At 61.4% G+C, this 20645-nt stretch carries 22 protein-coding genes and 1 pseudogene; 7 read left to right on the top strand and 16 right to left on the bottom strand.

Annotation, left to right across the window (positions count from 1 at the left end; all coding sequences use genetic code 11):
• Positions 1-37: 37 nt before the first annotated feature.
• From MWU54_RS01240 to MWU54_RS01200, 9 genes are all read right to left on the bottom strand, one after another.
• The gene (locus MWU54_RS01240; RefSeq protein WP_247080222.1) at positions 38-991 is read right to left on the bottom strand and encodes an alpha/beta hydrolase; all 954 of its coding nucleotides are present in this window, start codon (positions 989-991) and stop codon (positions 38-40) included.
• A 9-nt stretch (positions 992-1000) separates the two neighbouring features.
• Positions 1001-1945 carry a homoserine O-succinyltransferase gene (gene metA, locus MWU54_RS01235; RefSeq protein WP_247080221.1) on the bottom strand — a complete coding sequence of 315 codons (945 nt, stop codon included), beginning with the start codon at positions 1943-1945 and terminating at the stop codon, positions 1001-1003.
• Complete coding sequence (locus MWU54_RS01230; RefSeq protein ID WP_247080220.1) at positions 1945-2811, bottom strand: ATPase; 867 nt, start codon at positions 2809-2811, stop codon at positions 1945-1947. The genes metA and MWU54_RS01230 overlap by 1 nt, the downstream gene beginning before the upstream one ends.
• Positions 2812-2867: 56 nt before the next feature.
• Positions 2868-3779 (bottom strand): DMT family transporter, encoded by a 912-nt coding sequence (locus MWU54_RS01225; protein WP_247080219.1) that lies wholly within the window; start codon positions 3777-3779, stop codon positions 2868-2870.
• A 115-nt stretch (positions 3780-3894) separates the two neighbouring features.
• Positions 3895-5205 (bottom strand): outer membrane protein transport protein, encoded by a 1311-nt coding sequence (locus MWU54_RS01220; RefSeq protein ID WP_247080218.1) that lies wholly within the window; start codon positions 5203-5205, stop codon positions 3895-3897.
• 132 nt (positions 5206-5337) lie between these two features.
• The gene (locus tag MWU54_RS01215; RefSeq protein ID WP_247080217.1) at positions 5338-6195 is read right to left on the bottom strand and encodes a DMT family transporter; all 858 of its coding nucleotides are present in this window, start codon (positions 6193-6195) and stop codon (positions 5338-5340) included.
• A 138-nt stretch (positions 6196-6333) separates the two neighbouring features.
• Positions 6334-6948, bottom strand: a complete 615-nt coding sequence (locus tag MWU54_RS01210; protein WP_247080216.1) for an SH3 domain-containing protein — start codon at positions 6946-6948, stop codon at positions 6334-6336.
• A complete protein-coding gene (gene guaA, locus MWU54_RS01205; protein WP_247080215.1) occupies positions 6939-8510 on the bottom strand; it encodes a glutamine-hydrolyzing GMP synthase in 1572 nt (523 codons plus the stop codon). Before guaA ends, MWU54_RS01210 begins: the two co-directional genes overlap by 10 nt.
• A 75-nt stretch (positions 8511-8585) precedes the next feature.
• Positions 8586-8762: a hypothetical protein gene (locus MWU54_RS01200; RefSeq protein ID WP_247080214.1), complete on the bottom strand. Its 177-nt coding sequence runs from the start codon at positions 8760-8762 to the stop codon at positions 8586-8588.
• Between the two features lie 194 nt (positions 8763-8956).
• Here MWU54_RS01200 and MWU54_RS01195 point away from each other — a divergent pair, with 194 nt between their 5' ends.
• Complete coding sequence (locus MWU54_RS01195; RefSeq protein ID WP_247080213.1) at positions 8957-10501, top strand: trimethylamine methyltransferase family protein; 1545 nt, start codon at positions 8957-8959, stop codon at positions 10499-10501.
• Here the strand turns inward: MWU54_RS01195 and MWU54_RS01190 are convergent.
• On the bottom strand, positions 10494-10805 hold the full coding sequence (locus MWU54_RS01190; protein ID WP_247080212.1) for a DUF6477 family protein: 312 nt from the start codon (positions 10803-10805) through the stop codon (positions 10494-10496). The genes MWU54_RS01195 and MWU54_RS01190 overlap by 8 nt on opposite strands.
• Positions 10806-11049: 244 nt before the next feature.
• Here MWU54_RS01190 and MWU54_RS01185 point away from each other — a divergent pair, with 244 nt between their 5' ends.
• Together MWU54_RS01185 and lipA are read left to right on the top strand one after the other, a co-directional pair.
• The gene (locus MWU54_RS01185; RefSeq protein WP_247080211.1) at positions 11050-12090 is read left to right on the top strand and encodes a DUF6456 domain-containing protein; all 1041 of its coding nucleotides are present in this window, start codon (positions 11050-11052) and stop codon (positions 12088-12090) included.
• A 196-nt stretch (positions 12091-12286) separates the two neighbouring features.
• The gene (lipA, locus tag MWU54_RS01180) at positions 12287-13243 is read left to right on the top strand and encodes a lipoyl synthase (RefSeq protein ID WP_247080210.1); all 957 of its coding nucleotides are present in this window, start codon (positions 12287-12289) and stop codon (positions 13241-13243) included.
• A gap of 2 nt (positions 13244-13245) precedes the next feature.
• On the opposite strand, the gene MWU54_RS01175 is transcribed toward lipA, so the two are convergent.
• Positions 13246-14127 (bottom strand): cytochrome c, encoded by an 882-nt coding sequence (locus MWU54_RS01175; protein ID WP_247080209.1) that lies wholly within the window; start codon positions 14125-14127, stop codon positions 13246-13248.
• A gap of 6 nt (positions 14128-14133) precedes the next feature.
• Complete coding sequence (locus MWU54_RS01170) at positions 14134-14598, bottom strand: cytochrome c (protein WP_247080208.1); 465 nt, start codon at positions 14596-14598, stop codon at positions 14134-14136.
• Positions 14599-14696: 98 nt separating this feature from the next.
• Between MWU54_RS01170 and MWU54_RS01165 the strand changes: the two genes are divergently transcribed.
• Positions 14697-15566 (top strand): LysR family transcriptional regulator, encoded by an 870-nt coding sequence (locus MWU54_RS01165; protein ID WP_247080207.1) that lies wholly within the window; start codon positions 14697-14699, stop codon positions 15564-15566.
• Between the two features lie 26 nt (positions 15567-15592).
• Here MWU54_RS01165 and hpt read toward each other — a convergent pair whose 3' ends face one another.
• Positions 15593-16135, bottom strand: coding sequence for a hypoxanthine phosphoribosyltransferase (gene hpt / locus MWU54_RS01160; protein ID WP_247080206.1), 543 nt, complete (start codon positions 16133-16135; stop codon positions 15593-15595).
• A gap of 84 nt (positions 16136-16219) precedes the next feature.
• Here hpt and MWU54_RS01155 point away from each other — a divergent pair, with 84 nt between their 5' ends.
• Together MWU54_RS01155 and MWU54_RS01150 are read left to right on the top strand one after the other, a co-directional pair.
• On the top strand, positions 16220-16663 hold the full coding sequence (locus tag MWU54_RS01155; RefSeq protein WP_247080205.1) for a type II toxin-antitoxin system RatA family toxin: 444 nt from the start codon (positions 16220-16222) through the stop codon (positions 16661-16663).
• Between the two features lie 39 nt (positions 16664-16702).
• The gene (locus MWU54_RS01150; protein ID WP_247080204.1) at positions 16703-18019 is read left to right on the top strand and encodes an MmgE/PrpD family protein; all 1317 of its coding nucleotides are present in this window, start codon (positions 16703-16705) and stop codon (positions 18017-18019) included.
• 13 nt (positions 18020-18032) lie between these two features.
• On the opposite strand, the gene MWU54_RS01145 is transcribed toward MWU54_RS01150, so the two are convergent.
• From MWU54_RS01145 to ispF, 3 genes and pseudogenes are all read right to left on the bottom strand, one after another.
• The gene (locus tag MWU54_RS01145) at positions 18033-18506 is read right to left on the bottom strand and encodes a CinA family protein (protein WP_247080203.1); all 474 of its coding nucleotides are present in this window, start codon (positions 18504-18506) and stop codon (positions 18033-18035) included.
• Entirely contained in the window at positions 18503-18988 is a 486-nt protein-coding gene (locus MWU54_RS01140; RefSeq protein WP_247081018.1) for a phosphatidylglycerophosphatase A, read from the bottom strand. The genes MWU54_RS01145 and MWU54_RS01140 overlap by 4 nt, the downstream gene beginning before the upstream one ends.
• A pseudogene (gene ispF, locus MWU54_RS01135) lies at positions 18988-19461 on the bottom strand (2-C-methyl-D-erythritol 2,4-cyclodiphosphate synthase); the annotation flags it as partial. The pseudogene ispF and the gene MWU54_RS01140, both read right to left, overlap by 1 nt.
• 229 nt (positions 19462-19690) lie before the next feature.
• Here ispF and dusB point away from each other — a divergent pair.
• The gene (gene dusB / locus MWU54_RS01130) at positions 19691-20632 is read left to right on the top strand and encodes a tRNA dihydrouridine synthase DusB (RefSeq protein WP_348647587.1); all 942 of its coding nucleotides are present in this window, start codon (positions 19691-19693) and stop codon (positions 20630-20632) included.
• The last annotated feature ends 13 nt before the right edge of the window (positions 20633-20645 follow it).

The raw sequence follows: 20645 nt of genomic DNA, 5'->3' as shown, positions 1-20645 counted from the left end.
AACTGCTCTTACACTTGAATATGGGATGTTAATCCGATTAACGCAAACCTGCGCGCGCTGCAGCCCGGTCAATTGCGGCAATGACGTCGGGTTCGGCGGAATGGTGGGGCATGTGGCCAATGCCCTCCAGCACGGTCAGGTTCGCCCCTTCGATCTGCTTGGACAGCGGGATAGAATGGATCGACAGGCCAACGGTCGTGTCCGCATCACCGTGCAGGATTTCCGTCGGCACATTGATCTCACCATACCGGGTGTGCAGCGCTTCGATCTCGTCCAGAAGGTTGGCCCGCTGCATCGCATTGGCGCGCATCGACACGCGGCGCAGGGTCAGTGGCGCACCGATGTGTTCCGCATAGCCTTCGGGGGCTGATTGCGGTGCAAACACGCCCTCAATGGCCTGATCCACCACGCTTGTGGGGGTAAAGGCGGTGATGGCCGGAACCACGGTTGCGCTGCCGATCTGGCTCGATGTGACCTGATAAAACGTGCTCAGACCCGTGGTCCAGGGGTTTGACGCTGCTGCGGTCAGGACGAGCGCCGACAGTGCGTCAGGTCGCTCCACGGCCCAGGCCAGCGCCACGGCGCCCCCATAGGATTGCCCCATGACGATGGGAGACTCGATCCCAAGCTGTGCTGCGGCGTCGGCCAGCAGGTTGGCCTGCTCGGTGATCGACGTCCCGTTCGGGTTCACGCGCTCGGTATAGCCCAGGCCCGGACGGTCGAACGCAGTGACGCGGTAGCGATCCGACAGCTTTCCCACCAGCGAGAAGGTGAAGTCACGCAGGTTGCCCGACGCCCCGTGGATCAGCACCACATCGGGGCCGGATCCTTCGGTCACGTAATGCACGCGCGTGCCGTTCACGGTCACGAAATCGCCCACAGGGGGAAACTGCTTTTTCGCTTCGGTTTCACGGTATGTCGCGGTGCAGGACGTGGTGAGCGTCACCACAGCCGTCAAACCCAGCAGCCAACCAATTGTTTTCAATGCCAAACCGGCCTCCTACGAATTGCGCAGGTCCGTTTTGGCTGCGCCGATCAGTTCCATGTCGAATGGAGTCGTTAGATAGATCTCGGACACCCAGTTGCCATAGAGCAGATGCGCATGGCTGCGCCAGCGGTTCTGCGGCGGCTGCGAGGGATCGTCATCGGGATAGTAATTTGCAGGCACATTGATCGGCGTGCCATTGGCCACGTCGCGGTCATATTCATCCTTGAGCGTGCCGCTGTCATATTCGAAGTGATTGAACACATAGAGCGACCGGTGATCGGGGTCTTCCACAAGGCATGGCCCGGTTTCCGCGCTGTCGATCAGGATCGGCAGGCCCGCGTTCTGGATGTCCTCGCGGCGCAGTTCGGTCCAGCGGCTGACCGGCATGACCATGTCGTCGGAAAACCCGCGCAGGTACGGGGATGCGGGCGCAAGGTTCTTGTGCCGGATACATCCAAACGCTTTCTTCGGCAGGTCAATCTTGGGCACGCCGTGGAAATGGTTGATCATCGCCATACCGCCCCAGCACACGCCGAATGTGGAATGCACATGGGTCTGGGTCCAGTTCATCACTTGCTTTAACTCATCCCAGTAAGTCACTTCTTCGAATGGCAAATGTTCGATAGGCGCACCGGTGATGATCAGCCCGTCAAACTTCTCTCCGCTGTCTGCGATTTCCGCGAACGGGCGATAGAAGCTCTCCATATGGTCGGCCGCTGTGGTCTTGGTCTGGTGCTCTGTCATGCGGATCAGGTTGAATTCGATCTGCAGCGGCGTGGCCCCGATCAGACGCGCGAACTGGTTCTCGGTCTGGATCTTTTTCGGCATCAGGTTCAGCAGCGCAATGCGCAGCGGGCGGATATCCTGTTGGCTGGCCAGCTCATCCGGGATCACCATCACGCCTTCGCGCTTGAGCACGTTATAGGCGGGCAGGTTGTCAGGCAGTTTGATGGGCATCAGGTGGTCCGTTTGTCTAAAGCTTCGGCGATCAGAGCGTCGAACGTATGTGCATCGCGGGCGTCTGCAAGGGCGTTGGCGTCGATTGTGATGCCCCACCTGTCCGCCATCGCGGCATAGCGCGGCTGGCGGTGGGCCAAGGCTTGGGCATAGGTCCAACGGATGAAGGTATCGGGATCAACATCTTCAGGCTGTGCGTTGTTTTCATTCAGATATTGGTCCCAGACCCGGGTCAGGAATTCGGGCTGATACGCCATCGGCTTCGGCGCTTTGTCGAACCGGCGGATCAGTTCTTGGGTGTGTGCTTCGTCACCCTTGATCCAGACCATAAGCGCCTGGTCCGACAAGGCTTTGAGGATCGGATCATCGGGATTGTCGGCATCCACCCATTCGCAGATGGATCCGCCCGTGTCGCAAACGAAATGCGGGTAGCCATACAGATCCATCGCGCGATCAATGAAATAGCCGGTGTCCAGCAGTGCCGCCATTTCGGCGCGGCGGAACTGCTCTTGCCGCTTGCGATATTCGTCAATCAGTACACCGCCCCGCGCCGGATCTCCGGGTTTGCCCAGATAGGCGGCCACCGGGGCGAGGTTATCAAATGTTAAGTTCGAGCCGATATAGATCGAGTCGGACATCAACAGATCACGGAGGAATGGAACCTTCATCGCCTCGCGCTTGGCATTATCGGCAATGTATTCGCCCATGTAGCGGGTGCCGATGCGGTAATCGATGGAATAGTGAAACCAGTTACCCGTGTCGCGCAGCATGTTGGACAGGTGCGTTTTGCCAAGTCCGGACATGGCAAACAGCACCACGCGCTTGTGCTTGGCCGATCGCCAGTCATCTCCTGAGGAATAGATCATGTCGCCGCATCCCGAATACCCGTGCCGTCTGGGATTAGCGACGCAGGGCTGGGGCGTCAAACGGTTGTCGCCCTGCGCCGCCAGAGACGGCCATCAATGATGGTCAGTCCCAGCGCAAGCAGCACAAAGCCAAGGTATTCGCCGGGATGCAGCGCCTCGTCCCGCACCAGTGCACCAAGGGTGATCGCCACCGGGGGGATCAGCAGTGTGACCAACATCAGATTACCGCTGCCCGCCATGGCAAGGACGCGGTAATACAGCAGGTAGGCCAAAGCCGTGGCAAAAATCGCGTAATAGGCAATCGCCGTCCATGTGCGCGCGTCCAGATCGAAGGACGGAACGCCTTCGACCGAAACCGCAAACGGGATCATGATCAGGCTAGACCCGGTCAGCATGCCCGCAGCGGCAACCAGCGGTGGCACGCCGCTCAGCGTTTTGCGCGCCCAGGCACTTGCAAAGGCATAGGACACCGTGCCCGCCACGATGGCCAGTTGCGCCAGCGACGTGGTGTCGAACTGCCGGAGCGCGTCCAGCCCGATGGCGACGCAGACGCCCAGAAACCCCAGCCCAACGCCGAACGCCTTGCGCGGCGTGATCCGTTCATCTGCAAACACCAGCGCCGCAACAACAATGCCAAAGATCGCGCTGGCGGCGTTGAAGATCGAGGTGAGCCCAGTGGGCACGTACAACTGCCCCCAGGCCATCAGGCTGAAGGGAATGACATTGTTGAGCAGGCCCATCACCAGAAACGCCCCCCAAAGGCGGGGGCTGCGGGGCAGGGGCAGGCGGGTCGCAAGAACGATGGCCCAAAGCACCAGCATCGCCCAGAAGGTGCGATGCAGCACCGAGGTCAATGGCCCGATTTCATCAAGTGCCGTGCGAATGGCCAGAAACGATCCGCCCCAGATCAGGGCAAGCAGCGTCAGTTCGATCCACGCGCGGGTGGTGAGGGTCGTTTGCTGTGTCATGTCAGCGGTCTAGCCCTGTGGTTCGGTCACATGCGACCCGATTCCTGCGGAAGGCACAAAAAATCCCGCCAGAAACGCTCTGGCGGGATTGGAATGTCTGGTCGATGGAAGTGGCTTAGAAGTCGACCGTCAAAGACACACCCACACCCAAGGCGCTGTTGTCTTCGAATTTCACGCCAGAGGCGTCTTCGGCTTCGCCGACCCATGCGTATTCGATCCCGCCGCGCAGGGTCATGTTGTCCATCTTGTACTGACCACCAACGCCAAGGCTGACAAAGCCATCCCGTGGCGACAGGCGCGACACGGTGTTGCCGTTCTGGGCCTCGTATTTCACCTGTGCGAAACCGGACAGCTCTTCGCTGAACTGGCGGCCGACACCCAATGTCCAGGTCACGCGGTCGTCTTCGAAGCCGGTGACTTCAACCCCGGTGACGTTTTCGTATTCCGGTGTGCGGACTTCCCATTTCGACCATTCGGTCCACTTGACCTGACCAAAGACCAGAGTGCCCGGCGCGACGCCGGTCTGGAAATCAAGGGCCACGCTTTGCGGCATCTTCACCTTGGTGTCGCCGTCATCGGCGTCGATGCCGAGGCCCGCAATGGATTCGCTGGTTGAGAACGTGTGTTCAATCTCGCTCTGCCAGGACAGGGCGACGCGCAGCGCGATGTCCGGGATCTCATACGCGACGCCAAGGATCGCACCCCAGTCGCCAACCCGTTTGCCGGTGGCGTTGTATTCCATGGACGTGCCGAAATCCTGCGCGGCGGCACCGAGCGACTGGGCGCGTGCGCCAAGCGCCTGCGCTTCGGCACCAAGGGCCTGCGCCTGTGCGCCCAGTTCCTGTGCGCGGGCGAGATCACCGGCAGCGCCGGCGGCTGCGGCCTGTGCGCCAAGCTCTTGTGCCTGCGCGCCAAGCGATTGCGCCTGTGCGCCCAAGCCCTGGGCGTTCGTGCCCACGCGGCTGCGCACCAGAAGATCCGGGATCGTGATGTCGGCGTTGCTTTCGACGTAGCGCGCACCGGCAAAGACCGACACGCGGTCTGTCACGCGGTACTTGCCGACAACCGCGACCTGATCGCTGTCCCAATCGGCGACAAGCCCGGAATAGATGCCTTGCGTGTATTCAGACGCCGCGCCGTAGGGGTTGTTGATATAGAGACCAAAGGTCAGTTTTTCATTGAAGTCGTTTTTGTAGGCAAAGCCGTAATTGGTATAGCTGTTCGCCATATTGCCGGTCTTGCTTTCGCCACCAGCCGCGCTCAGTTCCGGCGTGTAGGTGCCGGACACGTCGGGCGAGACGTGCGAGAAGCTGAGTTGGACCCGGTCGTTTGGTGTGAACAGAAAACCGTAATCGTTGTTCGAGCGTTCGATTCCGCCCGCCTGCGCGGCACCAGCCGCGAGTGTCAGCGCGATTGCGCTTGTCATTGCATATCTCATGAGGACCCTCATCCCTTGGGTTTTATGTAACCTTGCCCGAATGGGTAGCGAACCGCTCAATATTTGGTCAATTTTGACCCAGCGTCACCCTGAGGGTTCTGCCGCAGCGTCACAAAATTGTTACGAGCGGGTGCTTGACCAGATGTTGTAGTAATTTGCTCCGAAAATCAGCACGGCCCCCATGAACACAAACGGGTCCAGCGGTTCTGCATAAAGCAGCATGCCCACCACGGCGATCACCGGAAGGCGGGTGAAGTCAATCGGCATGACAATGGTGGCCGGGGCCAGCGACAGGGCGGTGGTCAGGCAGAAATGCGCGACCAGCCCGGCGACGGCGATCACCACCACCCAGGGAAGGTTTGCACTGGTCGGCAGAGCGATGTCGCCGTCAAACCCGGCACAGGCGAGGCCAAGGCCGGCCTGCATCACGGTGAGGTAAAACAGGATGCAGGTGATGCTGTCGGTGCGCGTCAGTTTGCGGGTGAACACGGCTGATCCGGCAAAGCCGATCGCGGCCAGTGCGGCGGTGAGGAGGCCGAGTTCAAACGTGTCGGGGCTGGGTCGGGTGACCACGAGGATTCCGAAGAACCCGATCACGGCGGCAATCGCCTGCGACCGTGTCAGGCGTTCGCCGAGGATAAACGGGGCCAGCAGCATCACCCAGAGCGGCGAGGTGAATTCCAGCGCGAAGACCTGCGCCAGCGGGATCACCGTGATGGAATAGAACCACAGGTTTTGACCGGCAAAATGGCTGATGTTGCGGATGAAATGCAGACCCGGCTTGCCTGTGCGGACTTCGGACAATTTGCCGAGCATCGCGGCGATGCTGACGACAATCACCACACCGATGAAGCTGCGATACATCATGATTTCGAACGTATCGAGATCAAGGCTCACCGCGCGCCCGGCGATGGCCATTGACGTGAAGGACACGATGGCCCCGATCATCCAGAGACAGGCTTTGACGGTTTCGCTCATACGGGGGTTAGGTCATGACCGAGTGCGAGGTGCAAGAGGCGTTGCGGGTCGGGCGGTTACCCACGGGTAACGCTGCCTATTCATTGTGCAAAGTAACGCGTTGTTAATACTGGTTAAAAATGAGTTGAGGCTGAGCGCTCAGTCGCGCGGCAGGCTGCAACACCCGTCGAGAAAGCGGCGCTGTCCCGGCCCGATCATCTGCAGGGTGACGGACCAGCCATAGGTGCGGTCGCTCATCCCGTCGCTGCAAGAGGCCCCGGTGATGGTGGCTTCGATCACCTGGTTGCGGTCATTGGCAACGGTGATCAGGGCGGGACTGCCCAGCCGGCCTTCGGCGACGTTGGCGCTGTCGAAGGTGAAATCAATGTCGCCATCCGTGGGATGCGAATAGCGCGCGTCGCGTCCATAGAGGCCCAACGCCCAGAACGGTTCGGTGCCGCTGCAGATCAGACTGTGCGGGACCGATGTTTGTGGAAATGTCGGGACGGTGTCGGGTTGCAGGAACCGGGTCGACACCCATCCATCCTGCTCACCCGTGCTGATCCGCGCCCAGGTGCCGGCGTCATTGAACCCGGTCACCTCGATCGCGGTGGCGTCAAAGGCCAGATCGCCGATATCGTCACCGCTGGCGGACGGCGCGGTCCGAATGTTGAGCGTGTCGCCCGCCGCCACGCCAACGACGCGGTGGTACGAGGGTTCTGCCAACACCGGGGTCGCACAGCATGCTGCGATGAGCGTCGCCCTTATTCCCATTCAATCGTTCCCGGAGGTTTGCTGGTGATGTCATAGGTTACGCGGTTGATGCCCTTGACCTCGTTGATGATCCGCGTTGCGGTTTCGCCAAGGAATTCGTGGCTGAAGGGATAGTAATCGGCGGTCATCCCGTCCACCGATGTCACCGCGCGCAGGGCGCAGGCGTAATCGTAGGTGCGCCCGTCGCCCATGACGCCGACGGTGCGGACCGGCAGGATGGCCACGAAGGCCTGCCAGATGTCGTCATAGAGACCGTGTTTGCGGATCTGGTCGATATAGACCGCATCGGCCTTGCGCAGGATCTCCAGCTTTTCGCGGGTGATTTCACCGGGGCAGCGGATGGCCAGACCGGGGCCGGGGAAGGGATGGCGTCCGATGAAGCTGGCAGGCAGGCCCAGTTCGTGCCCGAGCGCGCGGACTTCGTCCTTGAAAAGCTCGCGCAGCGGTTCGACCAGTTTGAGGCCCATCTTTTCGGGCAAGCCGCCGACATTGTGGTGGCTTTTGATGGTGACCGATGGTCCGCCACTGAACGAGACGGATTCGATCACGTCCGGGTAGAGCGTGCCTTGGGCCAGAAACTCTGCGCCTTCGATTTCGTTGGCGTATTTCTGGAAAACGTCGATGAAGAGGCGCCCGATGATTTTGCGCTTGGTTTCGGGGTCGCTTTGGCCCTCCAGTTCGCCAAGGAACAACTCCTGTTCCTGCGCATGGATGACCTGCAGGTTCATGTGGTCGCGGAACATGGCCACGACTTCCTCGGCCTCGTTCAGACGCAGCAAGCCGTGGTCGACGAAGACGCAGGTGAGCTGGTCGCCAATCGCCTCGTGCAGCAGGGCGGCGGCAACGGAACTGTCGACACCACCGGACAGGGCGCAGATGACCTTTTTGTCGCCCACCTGATCCTTGATCTTTGCGATGGCCTGTTCGCGGTAGGCGTCCATGGTCCAGTCGCCCTTGAACCCGGCAAGCTGCACGAAGTTCTGATACAATGTCTTGCCGTTCGGCGTGTGGTGGACCTCGGGGTGGAACTGCACCGCGTAGAAATGCCGGGTCCGGTCGGCGGTGATCGCAAAGGGCGCGCCGGGGGAGGTGCCCAGAACTTCGAATCCCGGTGCGATTTCAGAGACATGGTCGCCGTGGCTCATCCAGACCTGTTCGCGGCCCGAGCCATCCATGAACCAGCCGGACAACAGATCATCGCGGGCATCTGTTGGGGTGACATAGGCGCGGCCAAATTCGGCCGTGGCGTGTTCGCCCGCTTCCACTGTGCCGCCCAGATCATGCATCATGACCTGCTGACCGTAGCAGATGCCGAGGATCGGCACGCCCAGCGTGTAGGCCGACTTGGGCGGACGCGGAGAGCCGTCACGCATCACGCTGTCCGGCCCGCCGGAAAAGATGATGGCTTTGGGCGTAAAGGCGCTCAGAAACGCATCCGTGACGTTCTGGTAGGGATGGATTTCGCAGTAGACATTCAACTCTCGCAACCGGCGCGCAATCAGCTGCGTGACCTGGCTGCCAAAGTCGATGATAAGAAGGCGGTCATGTTCTGTGGTGCTCATGGCTCCTGATAGGCAGAGCGATGGTAAATGGCAATATTCCCTCTTGCGCCTTGGACCGGGGACCCGCCGCTGTCGTTATGCGGTGTCGAAGGTCACGTGCACGATCCATGCGCCGACGATCCAGACCAGGAAACACAGCACAATCGAGATGCCGAAGGGGATCACCAGCCCGGAAAATCCGGCCAGGGCAACCGCCAGCCCGGTCAGCAGGACGGTGATCATGGCAAAGGTTTTTTTCGGGGCGTATCGCATCGGGTTCTCCTGCACTTGCTATGAAGGGAAACGCAGACCGGCTGCAAAGGGTTCCGGAACGGGGCCTTGGCCGCCTGAATGTCGCTTTCGCAACGCATGGGACGCAATTCGTCCCTGACGCATGTCGATCTCATATTAAGCAGGGGCCAAGCGGGGCCGGGGCGGCACCGATGCAACGTGTTTGGAGGTCCTTCATGGCAGAAGCAGCAACCCGCAGACGCGCCCGTGGTGGCGGTGGCGCAGCCCGGCGTGCAGAGCGTTCGGCGGTTTCGGTTGAGACGGCAAAGTTCATCGAACGCAAGATCCCGAACTTCGAGATTCTGAACGAAGAGGCGCTGGAAACGATCGAAGCCCATGCGGAGACCGTTCTGGAAGAGATCGGCGTTGCCTTCGTGAACAACCCCGCAGCGCTGGAGCGCTGGCGCGACGCGGGTGCGGACATCAACGGCGAACGTGTGCGTATCCCCAAGGGATTGGCCCGCAAGCTGTGCAGCACGGCACCGTCGTCCTTTACCCAGCATGCGCGCAACCCGGACCGCACCGTCGAAATTGGCGGGCGGAACCTTGTGCTGGCACCGGTCTACGGCCCGCCGTTTGTGCATGATGCAGCAGGGGGTCGTCGCTATGCGACGATGGCGGATTTCGAGAAGTTCGTGAAGCTGGGCTACATGTCGAAATGGTTGCACCATTCCGGCGGCACCGTGTGTGAACCCACGGATATTCCCGTCAACAAGCGCCATCTGGACATGCTTAAGGCGCATATGACGCTAAGCGACAAGCCGTTCATGGGGTCGGTCACGGAACCGAGCCGCGCGCAGGACAGCGTCGAGATGTGCGAGATCCTGTTCGGCAAAGAGTTCGTGCAGGACAACACGGTGATGACATCGCTCATCAACATCAATTCGCCGATGACATTCGACGACGTGATGATGGGCGCGTTGGAAGTTTATGCGCAGAACAATCAGGGCTGCATCATCAGCCCGTTCATCGTGGGTGGGGCTATGGCCCCGGTGTCTGTTGCAGGCACTTTGGTGCAGGTGCTGGCCGAGGTGATGGCGGGCATCGCCTATAGCCAGTTGATCCGTCCGGGCGCGCCGGTGATCTTCGGGGCGTTTGTGACCTCCATCGACATGAACTCTGGCGCGCCGACCTTCGGCACGCCCGAGGCCAGCCAGGTGACCTACGGGGCCGGGCAGTTGGCGCGGCGACTGGGGCTGCCGTTCCGGTCAGCCGGCAGCTTTACCGGGTCCAAACTGCCAGATGCGCAGGCGGCATACGAGACAGCCAACAGCCTGAACATGGGGCTGTTGTCCGGCGTGAACTTCATGCTGCATGCCTGTGGATGGCTTGAGGGCGGTTTGGTGTCGTCCTTCGAGAAATTCGTCATGGATGCCGACCAGCTTGGGGCACTGCACAAGATGGCGCAGGGCGTCACGGTGGATCAAGATACGCTGGCGATGGATGCGATTGCCGAAGTGGGGCCGGGCGGTCACTATCTAGGCTGTGCGCACACGCAGGCCAATTTCAAGTCGGCGTTCTGGCGGTCCGAAGTGTCGGATTTCAAACCCTACGAGACATGGTCGGAAGAGGGCGCGCGCGACACGATGGCATTGGCCACCGAACGGGTGCAGTACCTGATCGACAATTACCGCCAGCCGCCGCTTGATCCGGCGATTGACGAGGCGCTGACCGATTATGTCACCCAGAAGAAAGCGTCGATGCCGGACGCTTTCATGTAAGGCGCGGCGCGGGCCGATCCGCTGACTGCGCTTTGAGCAGTTGGGATTCGCCCATGATCGCGGTCAGGAGATCGACATGGGCGGCGATGCTGTAAGAGGCGTCGCCGCTTTCGCGTTTGTCGTTCATCGCGCTTTCCAAAGACATCAGCTTCATAAGCGCGGGCCCGGTTTTGAGATTTGTTCCATAGCCCAGCAAACGCGGCAGACGGGTCGCGCGCCGGTAGTCTTGCGAAGCGATGCGCGCGGCCCGAATAAGCAGCCGTGGCCGGCGCAGATGTGAAAGCTGGGTCAGTAGATCTTGCATTGAGAATTCCCCTTCCGTGGACGGCGTGTTTCGCCGCGAGTCGGCAGAACCATTGCACAACCTAAAGATGTGTTGCCTGAGGCGGGGAGCACCGAACGGTGGGGTTTCCAATTGTTTACGGTTTGGAAACAAAACCTATTCCACTGCCGAAAGTTAACAAATCAGAAACAAATACACTCTTAGGTTGCATCGTCTGTGGATAAACCTGGGGATAATTCTAACAGACGTTCTATGGGGGACTTCGATGACTGAACTGCGACACGTAAAGACGCGGGATGCGTTTGATGCACTTTTGCCAGAGGCCGCGCGCCGGTATCTGGCGCATGTTTCCGAAGGCAAAGCGATCCGCGAGATTGCCCGGCTGGAAGGGTGCCATGCCTCGACCGTGATGCGCCAGGTGCGCAAACTAGAAGCGATGCGGGATGATCCGTTGCTGGATCAGGCGTTTTCCGAAATGGAGCCGGTGTCCGACACGCCGGATGTCACACCTGCGGCGCTGGATGCGGCCTGCGAGGCGTTGCGCCATCTGAGCCAGCCGGGATCGCTGCTGCTCTACAACCAAAACCTGCCACAGCCCGCGATTGTCCGGATACAGGGCGAAGGCGACACGCGTGTTGTCAGCACGCTGGACACCGGGCTGGCCGCGGCGTTTATCCTGCGCGACTGGGTTGCCGAGGAGGGCGGCACGACGGTCAAACGCTACCGGGTGACCAAGGAAGGGCGGCGGCAATTGCCCGCCTTGATGGCCGCGCGGGAATGCCGGGCCACCCAGCAGGGGGCTGCCGCTGCCGATGGTTTGGACGCCGCGCTGCCGGATCGGCGGATGCGCAACCGGAGCCTGTCGAATGGCCCCGGTTTCGAAAGCCCGATGGTCGCCTTGTCGCGTCGCAAAGGGCCGGATGGCCAGCCATTTCTGCCGCAGGATTTTGTGACCGCCGGGGACCGGTTGCATGAGGATTACGCGGTGGCGGAGTTTCAACAGGCCGATTTGCTGGGGTGGGACAGCCCCGAGGCGCTGGACCGGCACTATGCCAAGGCCCGGCAGGACCACAACATCCGCCGTGGCGAAGCGATTGAGCGCACGCTGGATGCGATCAAGGATCTTGGGCCGGGTCTGAGCGATGTTGTGCTGCGCTGCTGTTGTCTGCGCGAAGGGCTTGAGGCGACGGAAAAGCGCCTTGGATGGTCGGCCCGGTCCGGCAAGGTGGTGCTGCGCATCGCGTTGCAACGGCTGAGCCTGTTTTATGCGAAAAACCGTGCCGCCAAGGCCGCGCTGATCGGGTAGGGCGCGGCTGGGCCCGGACAGATCGCCGCAACAGAACCGGGCCGCGACACCCGCTAACGTCTTGATTTGAGGGTGCAGGAGGTACTCGTTACCGATGGGAATTTGAAAGCTGCAATGCAGCTATGCAACACTGGTACTACCTCCTGCTAAGACTTATGCTATTGTATACCAAAATGGACTTTGCGGGGAAAAACCGTTGCGTGACCTCAAGATACCCGAACAGCGCCATCCGGAGAAAGCCCATCGCCCGGACAATGCGCAGCCGAAAAAGCCAAGCTGGATCCGCGTAAAAGCGCCCACGGGCGAAGGCTATAACAAAACGCGCGAGATCATGCGCGAAAACAAGCTGGTCACGGTCTGCGAGGAAGCGGGCTGTCCCAACGCGGGCGAATGCTGGTCACAGGGTCACGCGACCATGATGATTATGGGCGATATCTGCACGCGGGGCTGCACCTTCTGCAACATCGCCACGGGCCGTCCCGACACGCTGGATGCGTTTGAGCCGGGACGTGTCGCCGATGCGGTGCAAAAGCTGGGCCTGAACCATGTGGTCATCACCTCTGTGGACCGCGATGATCTGGCCGATGGCGGGGCCGAGCATTTTGCCCAGACCATCCGCGCGATCCGGCATCGTGCGCCGGACACGACGATCGAGATTCTCACACCGGATTTCCTGAAATGCGGTCCCGAAGCGTTGGAAGTGGTCGTGGCGGCGCGTCCGGATGTGTTCAACCACAACCTTGAAACCGTGCCGGGCCTCTACCCGCAAGTGCGCCCCGGCGCGCGCTATTTCCATTCGCTGCGGCTGTTGCAGCGGGTGAAAGAGATCGACCCGTCGATCTTTACCAAATCCGGAATCATGGTTGGATTGGGCGAAGATCGCCAATCTGTCGGACAGGTCATGGATGACATGCGCGCCGCAGACGTGGATTTCCTGACCATTGGCCAATACCTTCAGCCGACGCCCAAGCACCATGCGGTGGATCGGTTCGTCACGCCTGAAGAGTTCGCAGGTTACGAGAAAGCCGCATTCGGCAAGGGGTTCCTGATGGTGTCGGCAACGCCGCTGACCCGGTCGTCCTATCACGCGGGTGACGATTTCGCGCGCCTGCGGGCCAACCGCGAAGCCAAGCTGGCCAAGGCCGGCGCCTGAGCCTAGGGCAGCGCTATGATGTAAGCGGCAACAGCGGCCCGGTCGCTTGCGGGCAGCTGGGCAAAGTTTGTCACAACAGCCGCCATATGGCCTCCGGCGCTGTCGAAATCGGGGGTAAATCCGGTTTCCAGATAATAGGCGATGTCCGTGGCGGCCCAATCGAAGTCGCCCGGCGCAAGCGACGGGATGCGGCCTTTGCCCGAGGGGTTTGGCGCGCCTGCCAGCCAGCGGGACGTATCCATCCCACCCAGCGCGGTGCGCGGTGTGTGGCATTCGCCGCAATGGCCGAGCACCTCGACCAGATAGCGTCCGCGCTCGATCTCGGGGGTGGCCACGTCCGTCACCACCCAACTGTCATCGAGATAAAGCTGTTTCCAGACGCCAACTGACCGCCGGATGTTAAACGGAAAGCCCATTTCGTGTTCCGCACTGGGTGTGGCGTCCGCCGGCAGGGTTTGCATGTAGCCCCACAGGTCCACCACGTCCTGATCCGTCATCGCGGCATAGGACGCGTAGGGAAATGATGGGTAGTAATGCGCGCCGTCCGGGGACACGCCCGCCAGCACGGCGGACGCGAAATGATCCAGGGTCCAGTCGCCGATCCCGGCGTCGGGATGGGTCGAGATGTTGGGCACCACGAAGGTTCCGAAATCCGACTCCAGCCGTTCGCCCCCGGCCAGAATCAGCTTGGCGTCTCCCTCGGCGTCGGGGGCGGCATGACAGGACGCGCATCCGGACGCGATGAACACCTGTTCCCCGCGTGTGGCATCCGCGTCCAACCCATCGAACCGCGCCGCATCCACCGGCGCGGCGCGGGTCACGATCAGCCCCGCCGCCGCAACGGCGGATGCAGCGATCAGACCAAACCCCAGAAGACGCCGCATCACAGCCTAGTTCGCCGGAGCGCGGTGTTTGTCGTGGCAGGCTTTGCACGTCCCGCCGATCTGACCCATCGCCGGGCCAAGTGCGGCTTGCCCACCACCTGCGGCCGCCTGCATCGCGGCAGCACCGGTGCCGAAATCCATCCATTTGGACAGGAAGTCGTCGTTTTCTTCCCAGATCGTGGTCTGTGCGCGGGTGCCATCAATGGACATGTCGTCCGACCCTTCAGGCCACATCGGCCCCTGCTGGATCATTGACACGGCGACCAGCGTGTCCGCCGCAGCCTGTGCCGCCTCTGCGTTATACTCGATCTCGCCCTTGGCCATGCCGCCAAGAATGCCAAGATTGATCGCCATGATGCGGAATTGCCCCTGCCGCGCTTTCAGTTGCGCGGAAAAGTCCTCCTGCGCGTAAACAGCGGTGCCGCAGCCCAGAGCCGCGAATGCCAGTGCAAAGGTCAGATGTCGTTTCATCACGTTCGTCTCCCCGAAAATATGTTGTCTTCAAAAGGTAGTATGACTCGCCCCTAAGACGAAAAAATTGTTAAAAATTGCAAAAGGGGTCCACATTAATGCACAAGCTGAACTGGGACGATTTGCGATACGTGCTCGCGGTAGCGGAATCCGGGTCCGTGAACGCTGCGGCCAAGGCGCTTGGCGTGAACCATGCCACCGTCCTGCGCCGCATCACCGCGTTTGAAGAGGCCAGCGGCGGTCCGCTGTTTGACCGCAGCCCAACCGGCTACAAATTGCGCACCGATCGTGCGCAGGTGGTCGAAGCGGCCCGGTCTGCTGCGCAACATGTCCGCAAGGTCGAAGACCTGATGCGCGGCACCGCGTCCGGCACAGGATCCGTGCTGCGGCTGACCAGCACCGATTCCCTCTGCCAGACCATTCTGGCGCGCATCTTTCCGTCTTTGTCCCGGCGGATTGCGCCGGACAAACTGGTCTATGTGCAATCCAATGCCCATCTGGATATGGCGCAACTGAACGCCGATATCTGCGTGCGCCCGGCACTGACGTTGCCAGAGGACCTGCAGGGGCAAAAGATCGGCCAGATGGGGTTTGCGGTGTATCGCAAGGCGGGTGCGACCGGGCCAGCGGCGTGGCTGGGGCTGGACGGCATGTTGTCCAAATCGCGCCCCGCACGGTGGATGGATGACAAGGTGGATCCTGCCGATATCGCGTCGGCGGCTGACAGCTTTTGCGCGCTGGCGCAGATTGCCGGCGCGGGATCGTATCGTGTGATCCTGCCCTGCATTCTGGGCGATGGCCATCCCGACCTCGCACGCGATCCATCTGCGCCGAAAGTGGATTTCGCGGTGCCGATCTGGGTCGCGTGCTACCGGGACCTGGCCTCTAGCCACCGGATCACGCGGTGCATTGATGCGGTTGCCAAGCTGGTCAAGCCGCAAGCGGCGGCGCTGGAAGGGCGCGGATAGTCCGGATCAGGGCGTGTGTAGCGGGATCAGGCGTCGGGGAAGCGCACCTTGCCGATATAAGGCAGGTTGCGATTGCGCTGCGCGTAATCGATGCCGTAGCCGACCACGAATTCGTCCGGGATCGAGAACCCGATCCAGTCCGCCGCCACATCGGTTTCGCGCCGCGACGGCTTGTCGAGAAGGGCGATGGTGCGCATGCGCCCCGGTTTGCGCGATTTCAAAAGCCGCGTGACGTGTTTGAGCGTATGGCCCGTGTCCACGATATCCTCGACCACCAGCACGTCGCGGCCTTCGATCTGGCCGCGCAGGTCTTTCAGGATGCGCACCTCGCGGCTGGATTCCATGCTGTCGCCGTAGGACGAGGCTTCAAGGAAATCGACCTCGACCGGCAGGTCCAGTTCGCGCACCAGATCGGCGATGAACACGAAACTTCCGCGCAGCAACCCGACCACGATCAGCTTGTCCGTGTCGCGGAATTCCTCGTGTATCGCGTTGCACAATTCTTCGATCCGCGCGGCAATCGCTTTGGCCGAAATCATCTCGTCGATGACATAAGGACGCTCAGACATAGGTTTTCCTTGATTTTTTGCGCGCGCAATACGACATCCTTTGCCACTTTCACGATCAAAACCCAATACGAAAAAAACGAGCAGATGCCGACACATTCCGAGACCCGAACCCTTCCGTACACCGCAGATCAGATGTACGCGCTGGTGGCGGACGTGGCCAATTACCCAGAGTTTTTGCCATGGACGGCGGCGGCGCGCATCCGGTCGCGCGAAGATCGCGGTGACCACGAGGAAATGCTGGCCGATCTGGTGATCAGCTTCAAAGTGTTCCGGGAACGATTCGGCAGCCGGGTTGTGCTGTGGCCCGAGCAAAAGAAGATCGACACCGAATATCTGGATGGACCGTTCCGGCATATGCATTCGAACTGGGCATTTCGTGATGTCGAGGACGGCGTGGAGGTGACGTTCTTTGTCGATTTCGAATTCAAGAACCGCATTCTGCAGGGGGCGGCGGGCATGTTTTTTTACGAAGCGATGCAACGCATCGTGCGCGCCTTTGAACGACGCGCGTCAGAGCTTTACGCCTGACCTCGGGCAGGTCATTCTGCGCCGCAAGAGGAGCGCATGATGACCGCAGAGACCCCATTTACCCAAAGGCTGGCAGAGTTCGCCGCCAACACCCCATCCGACGCAATGGATGCCGACGCGATGCAGGTGTTGCGCCTGTCCCTGCTGGATTGGCTGAGCGTCGGGCTGGCCGGGATCCATGAGCCGGTGTCGCGGATCTGCCGGGACATGGTGCTTGACGAAGGCGGCGCGGCGCAGGCGTCGGTGTTTGGCTCTACCGTCAAGCTGCCCGCGCGCGCAGCAGCATTGAGCAATGGCACAACAAGCCATGCGCTGGATTACGACGATACCCATTTCGCCCATATCGGCCATCCCAGCGTGGCGATCTTTTCCGCCGCCCTTGCCGTGGCCGAACGCGAAAATGCCAACACGATGGCCTTTTTGGAGGCGGCACTGATCGGGATGGAGGTGTCGATCCGGGTGGGTGTCTGGCTGGGCCGGTCGCATTACCAGACCGGGTTTCACCAGACCGCAACGGCGGGGGCGTTCGGGGCGGCTGCAGCCTGCGCGCGCCTGATGGGGTTCGATGCGGACCAGACCGCGGCAACGCTGGGCCTGACCGCGACGCGCGCGTCGGGGCTCAAGGCGCAGTTCGGCACCATGGGCAAGCCGTTCAATGCCGGGCTGGCCGCTGCCAACGGGGTGGAGGCCGCAACCTTGGTTGCGCGTGGATTTGTCCCAAATCCACTGGCGCTGGAGGGCGCGTTGGGCTTTGGCGCGATCCATGCGGGTGAGGGGGATGGTGGGGCTGCCTTGGCGGGGCTTGGGCAGGACTGGATGTTTACCGATGTCCGCCACAAGTTCCACGCCTGCTGCCACGGTCTTCACGCCACGCTTGAAGCGCTTGCACTGATGCCGGAGATCGACGCCGGCGAAGTGGAGCGGATCGACATCCTCACACATGACCGGTGGATGACCGTCTGCAACCAGCCCGCGCCGACAACCGGGCTTGGAGCGAAGTTCAGCTATACAACCGTCGCGGCCATGACGCTGCTTGGCCATTCAACTGCTGCATTGAACAGCTATGACGACGCGCTGTGCGCACAGCCGGAGCTTGTCGCGCTGCGTGATCGGGTGACCGTGGCGGTCGATCCCGCGCTGGAGGAGACGCAGGCCCGCGTGACGATCTCGCTGCGATCCGGGGGGACGCATGACCGCAGCTTTGATCTGAATGCGCCGATGTCGCTTGGGGACCGCGAAACAAGGGTGCGCGCCAAGGCGGCGGCGCTGCTGGGGCAAGACCGCGCGGATGCGCTTTGGCGGCTCTGTCTGGACAGGTCGGACGATCTGACCGTTTACACGGTCCTGCCGGGGTAAGCGCGACCTGAGATCAGGACAGCGCGGTCAGCAAAAGCCGCAGCGCATGATCGCGGGCTGCGGCGCGCACATGGGCCCGGCCTAACGCACCGAACTCCACCGTTTCGGTCTGTACGCTGTCCTTGCTGGCGATGCCGAAACAGACCCGGCCTTCGGGTTTGAATTCCGATCCCCCGGGCCCTGCAATCCCGGTGATGGACACCGCAACGGTGGCTTGCGCCGCTGTCCACGCGCCCAGGGCCATTTCCGAGGCCACTTCCTCGGACACGGCGCCATAGGCGTCCAAAGTGGCGGCGGCGACGCCCAGCATGTCTGTCTTGGCGGCGTTGGAATAGGTGACAAAGCCCCGTTCAAAGATGTCCGACGATCCCGCGATATCGGTGATGGCGGCGGCCACCATGCCGCCGGTGCAGCTTTCCGCTGTGGTCACCGTTGCGCCAAGCTCTAACGCGCGGCGCAATACGGATTGGGCAAGGTTATCGGTCACATGATCACCAGATGCGCCAGGGCGGCCAGGGCGATCACGCCAAGTGCTGCAAAGAACCCGGCAAAGACGTCATCCATCATCACCCCAAGCGCGTCATTGCGCGCGTCGGCGCGTCCGACCAGCCACGGCTTGGTGATGTCGAACAGGCGGAAGAGCACAAAGGCCGTGATCCAGCCGGGCCAAAGCGCCTCGACCGAGGTTTGCATCATGTATGCGCCGTAACCCACTGGAAAGAGAGCAATCCATTGCCCGACCACTTCGTCGATCACCACGTAGGACGGGTCGTGATCCTTTTTGCCCTTGGTGACTTCTTTGGTGGCGATCCAGCCCAGAAAGAAGACGGCAAAGGCGCTGATCGCAAGCAACCAGAAGCCGCCGATCAGCAGGAGAGCGTAAGCCACGGGCAGGGCGGCCAGTGATCCCCAAGTGCCGGGCGCGGGTTTCAGCAGTCCCACCCCGAAGAAGGTCGCAACCATGCGCATCATGACGCCACCAGTGCGGCGGTCGCAAGCGCGGCAATGCCTTCACCGCGCCCCGTGAAGCCCAGCTTTTCCGATGTCGTGGCTTTGACCGAGATATCGGCCACCGGCAGGTCCATGATGTCTGCCAGCGCGTGGCGCATGGCATCGGCATGCGGGCTGATCTTGGGGAATTCGCAGACCAGCGTACAATCGACATTGCAAATCTCGAACCCCTGATCGCGCGCCAGCGCAACCGCGTGTTTCAGGAAGATGTCGCTGGCGGCGCCTTTCCACTGTGGGTCAGAGGGCGGAAAGTGACGTCCGATATCGCCTGCGGCCAGCGCGCCGTAGAGTGCATCTGTGACGGCATGCATGCCCACATCGGCGTCCGAATGGCCGACAAGGCCCTGATCATGCGGCACGGTTACGCCGCACAGGATGACGTGATCGCCCGGGCCGAATTTGTGAACATCATAGCCATTGCCCAGTCGAACCTTCATGGTGCATCCCTTTTTCGTATGGCGATGTCTCTACGAATTGTCTGTCTGCTGCGCAATCACTCAGGGCTGTTTGCACAATAATTAGGCAGATGGTCTTGGGTGGTCTGTTTTCGAGGCTAAATTCATTGAATGGGCTGCGCCCAGAGCGTAGCTCAGACCCACAGCACCAAGGAATGTTTGCGTGACATCGACCGGATCTCACAATTTGATCTCACCACCCGTTTTGCTCGCACCTTTGGCGGGCATCACGGACCTGCCGTTCCGAAGCCTTGTGTCGCGGTTCGGGGCCGGTCGTGTTGTGTCCGAGATGATTGCCAGCGGTGAATTCCTGACCGCGCGCCCCGGCACGCGCGAAAAAGCCGAACTTGGGGCGGATATCGAGAACACGTCGGTTCAGCTTGCGGGACGCACACCGGACGCGATGGCCGAAGCGGCACGGATGGTCGCGGCGATGGGTGCGCGGGTGATTGACATCAACATGGGCTGCCCGGCCAAAAAGGTCGTGGGCGGCTATTCCGGATCGGCGCTGCTGCGCGATCTGGATCATGCCTGCCGTCTGATCGACGCGGTGGTGTCGGCGGTGGATGTGCCGGTCACGTTGAAGACGCGCTTGGGGTGGGATGACGCCAGCCACAATGCGGCAGAGCTTGCACAGCGGGCCGAGGCGCTTGGTATTCGGATAATTGTGATTCACGGACGCACCCGCTGCCAGTTCTATAAGGGACAGGCCAATTGGCGCGCGATCCGAGAGATCAAGGACGCGGTGTCGATCCCGGTGATTGCCAACGGCGATATTGTTGACACCGCGTCGGCGCGGATGGCACTGGCGCAAAGCGGTGCGGATGGCGTGATGGTGGGGCGTGGTGCGCAGGGACGGCCGTGGACACTGGCGGAAATCGCGGCGGATCTGTTCGGCACGCCGCGCCCCGACATCCCGACCGGGGCCGGTGTGGTCGAGATGGTGTCAGAGCACTATGACGCGATGCTGGGCTTTTACGGGACCGATCTGGGTGGGCGCGTCGCGCGCAAACATCTGGGCTGGTATATGGACGACGCGGGCACGCCGTCGCTGTTGCGCAAGACGATCCTGACTTCCAAGGACCCCAAAACCGTGCTGGCGCATCTGCCGGATGCCTTGCTGCGCGACAGAAGGCAGGCTGCATGACCGAAGACGCGGA

This window comes from Marivita sp. S6314, assembly GCF_023015985.1.
Taxonomy (GTDB): Bacteria; Pseudomonadota; Alphaproteobacteria; order Rhodobacterales; family Rhodobacteraceae; genus Marivita.
This window is presented reverse-complemented; position numbering and strand designations above follow the sequence as displayed.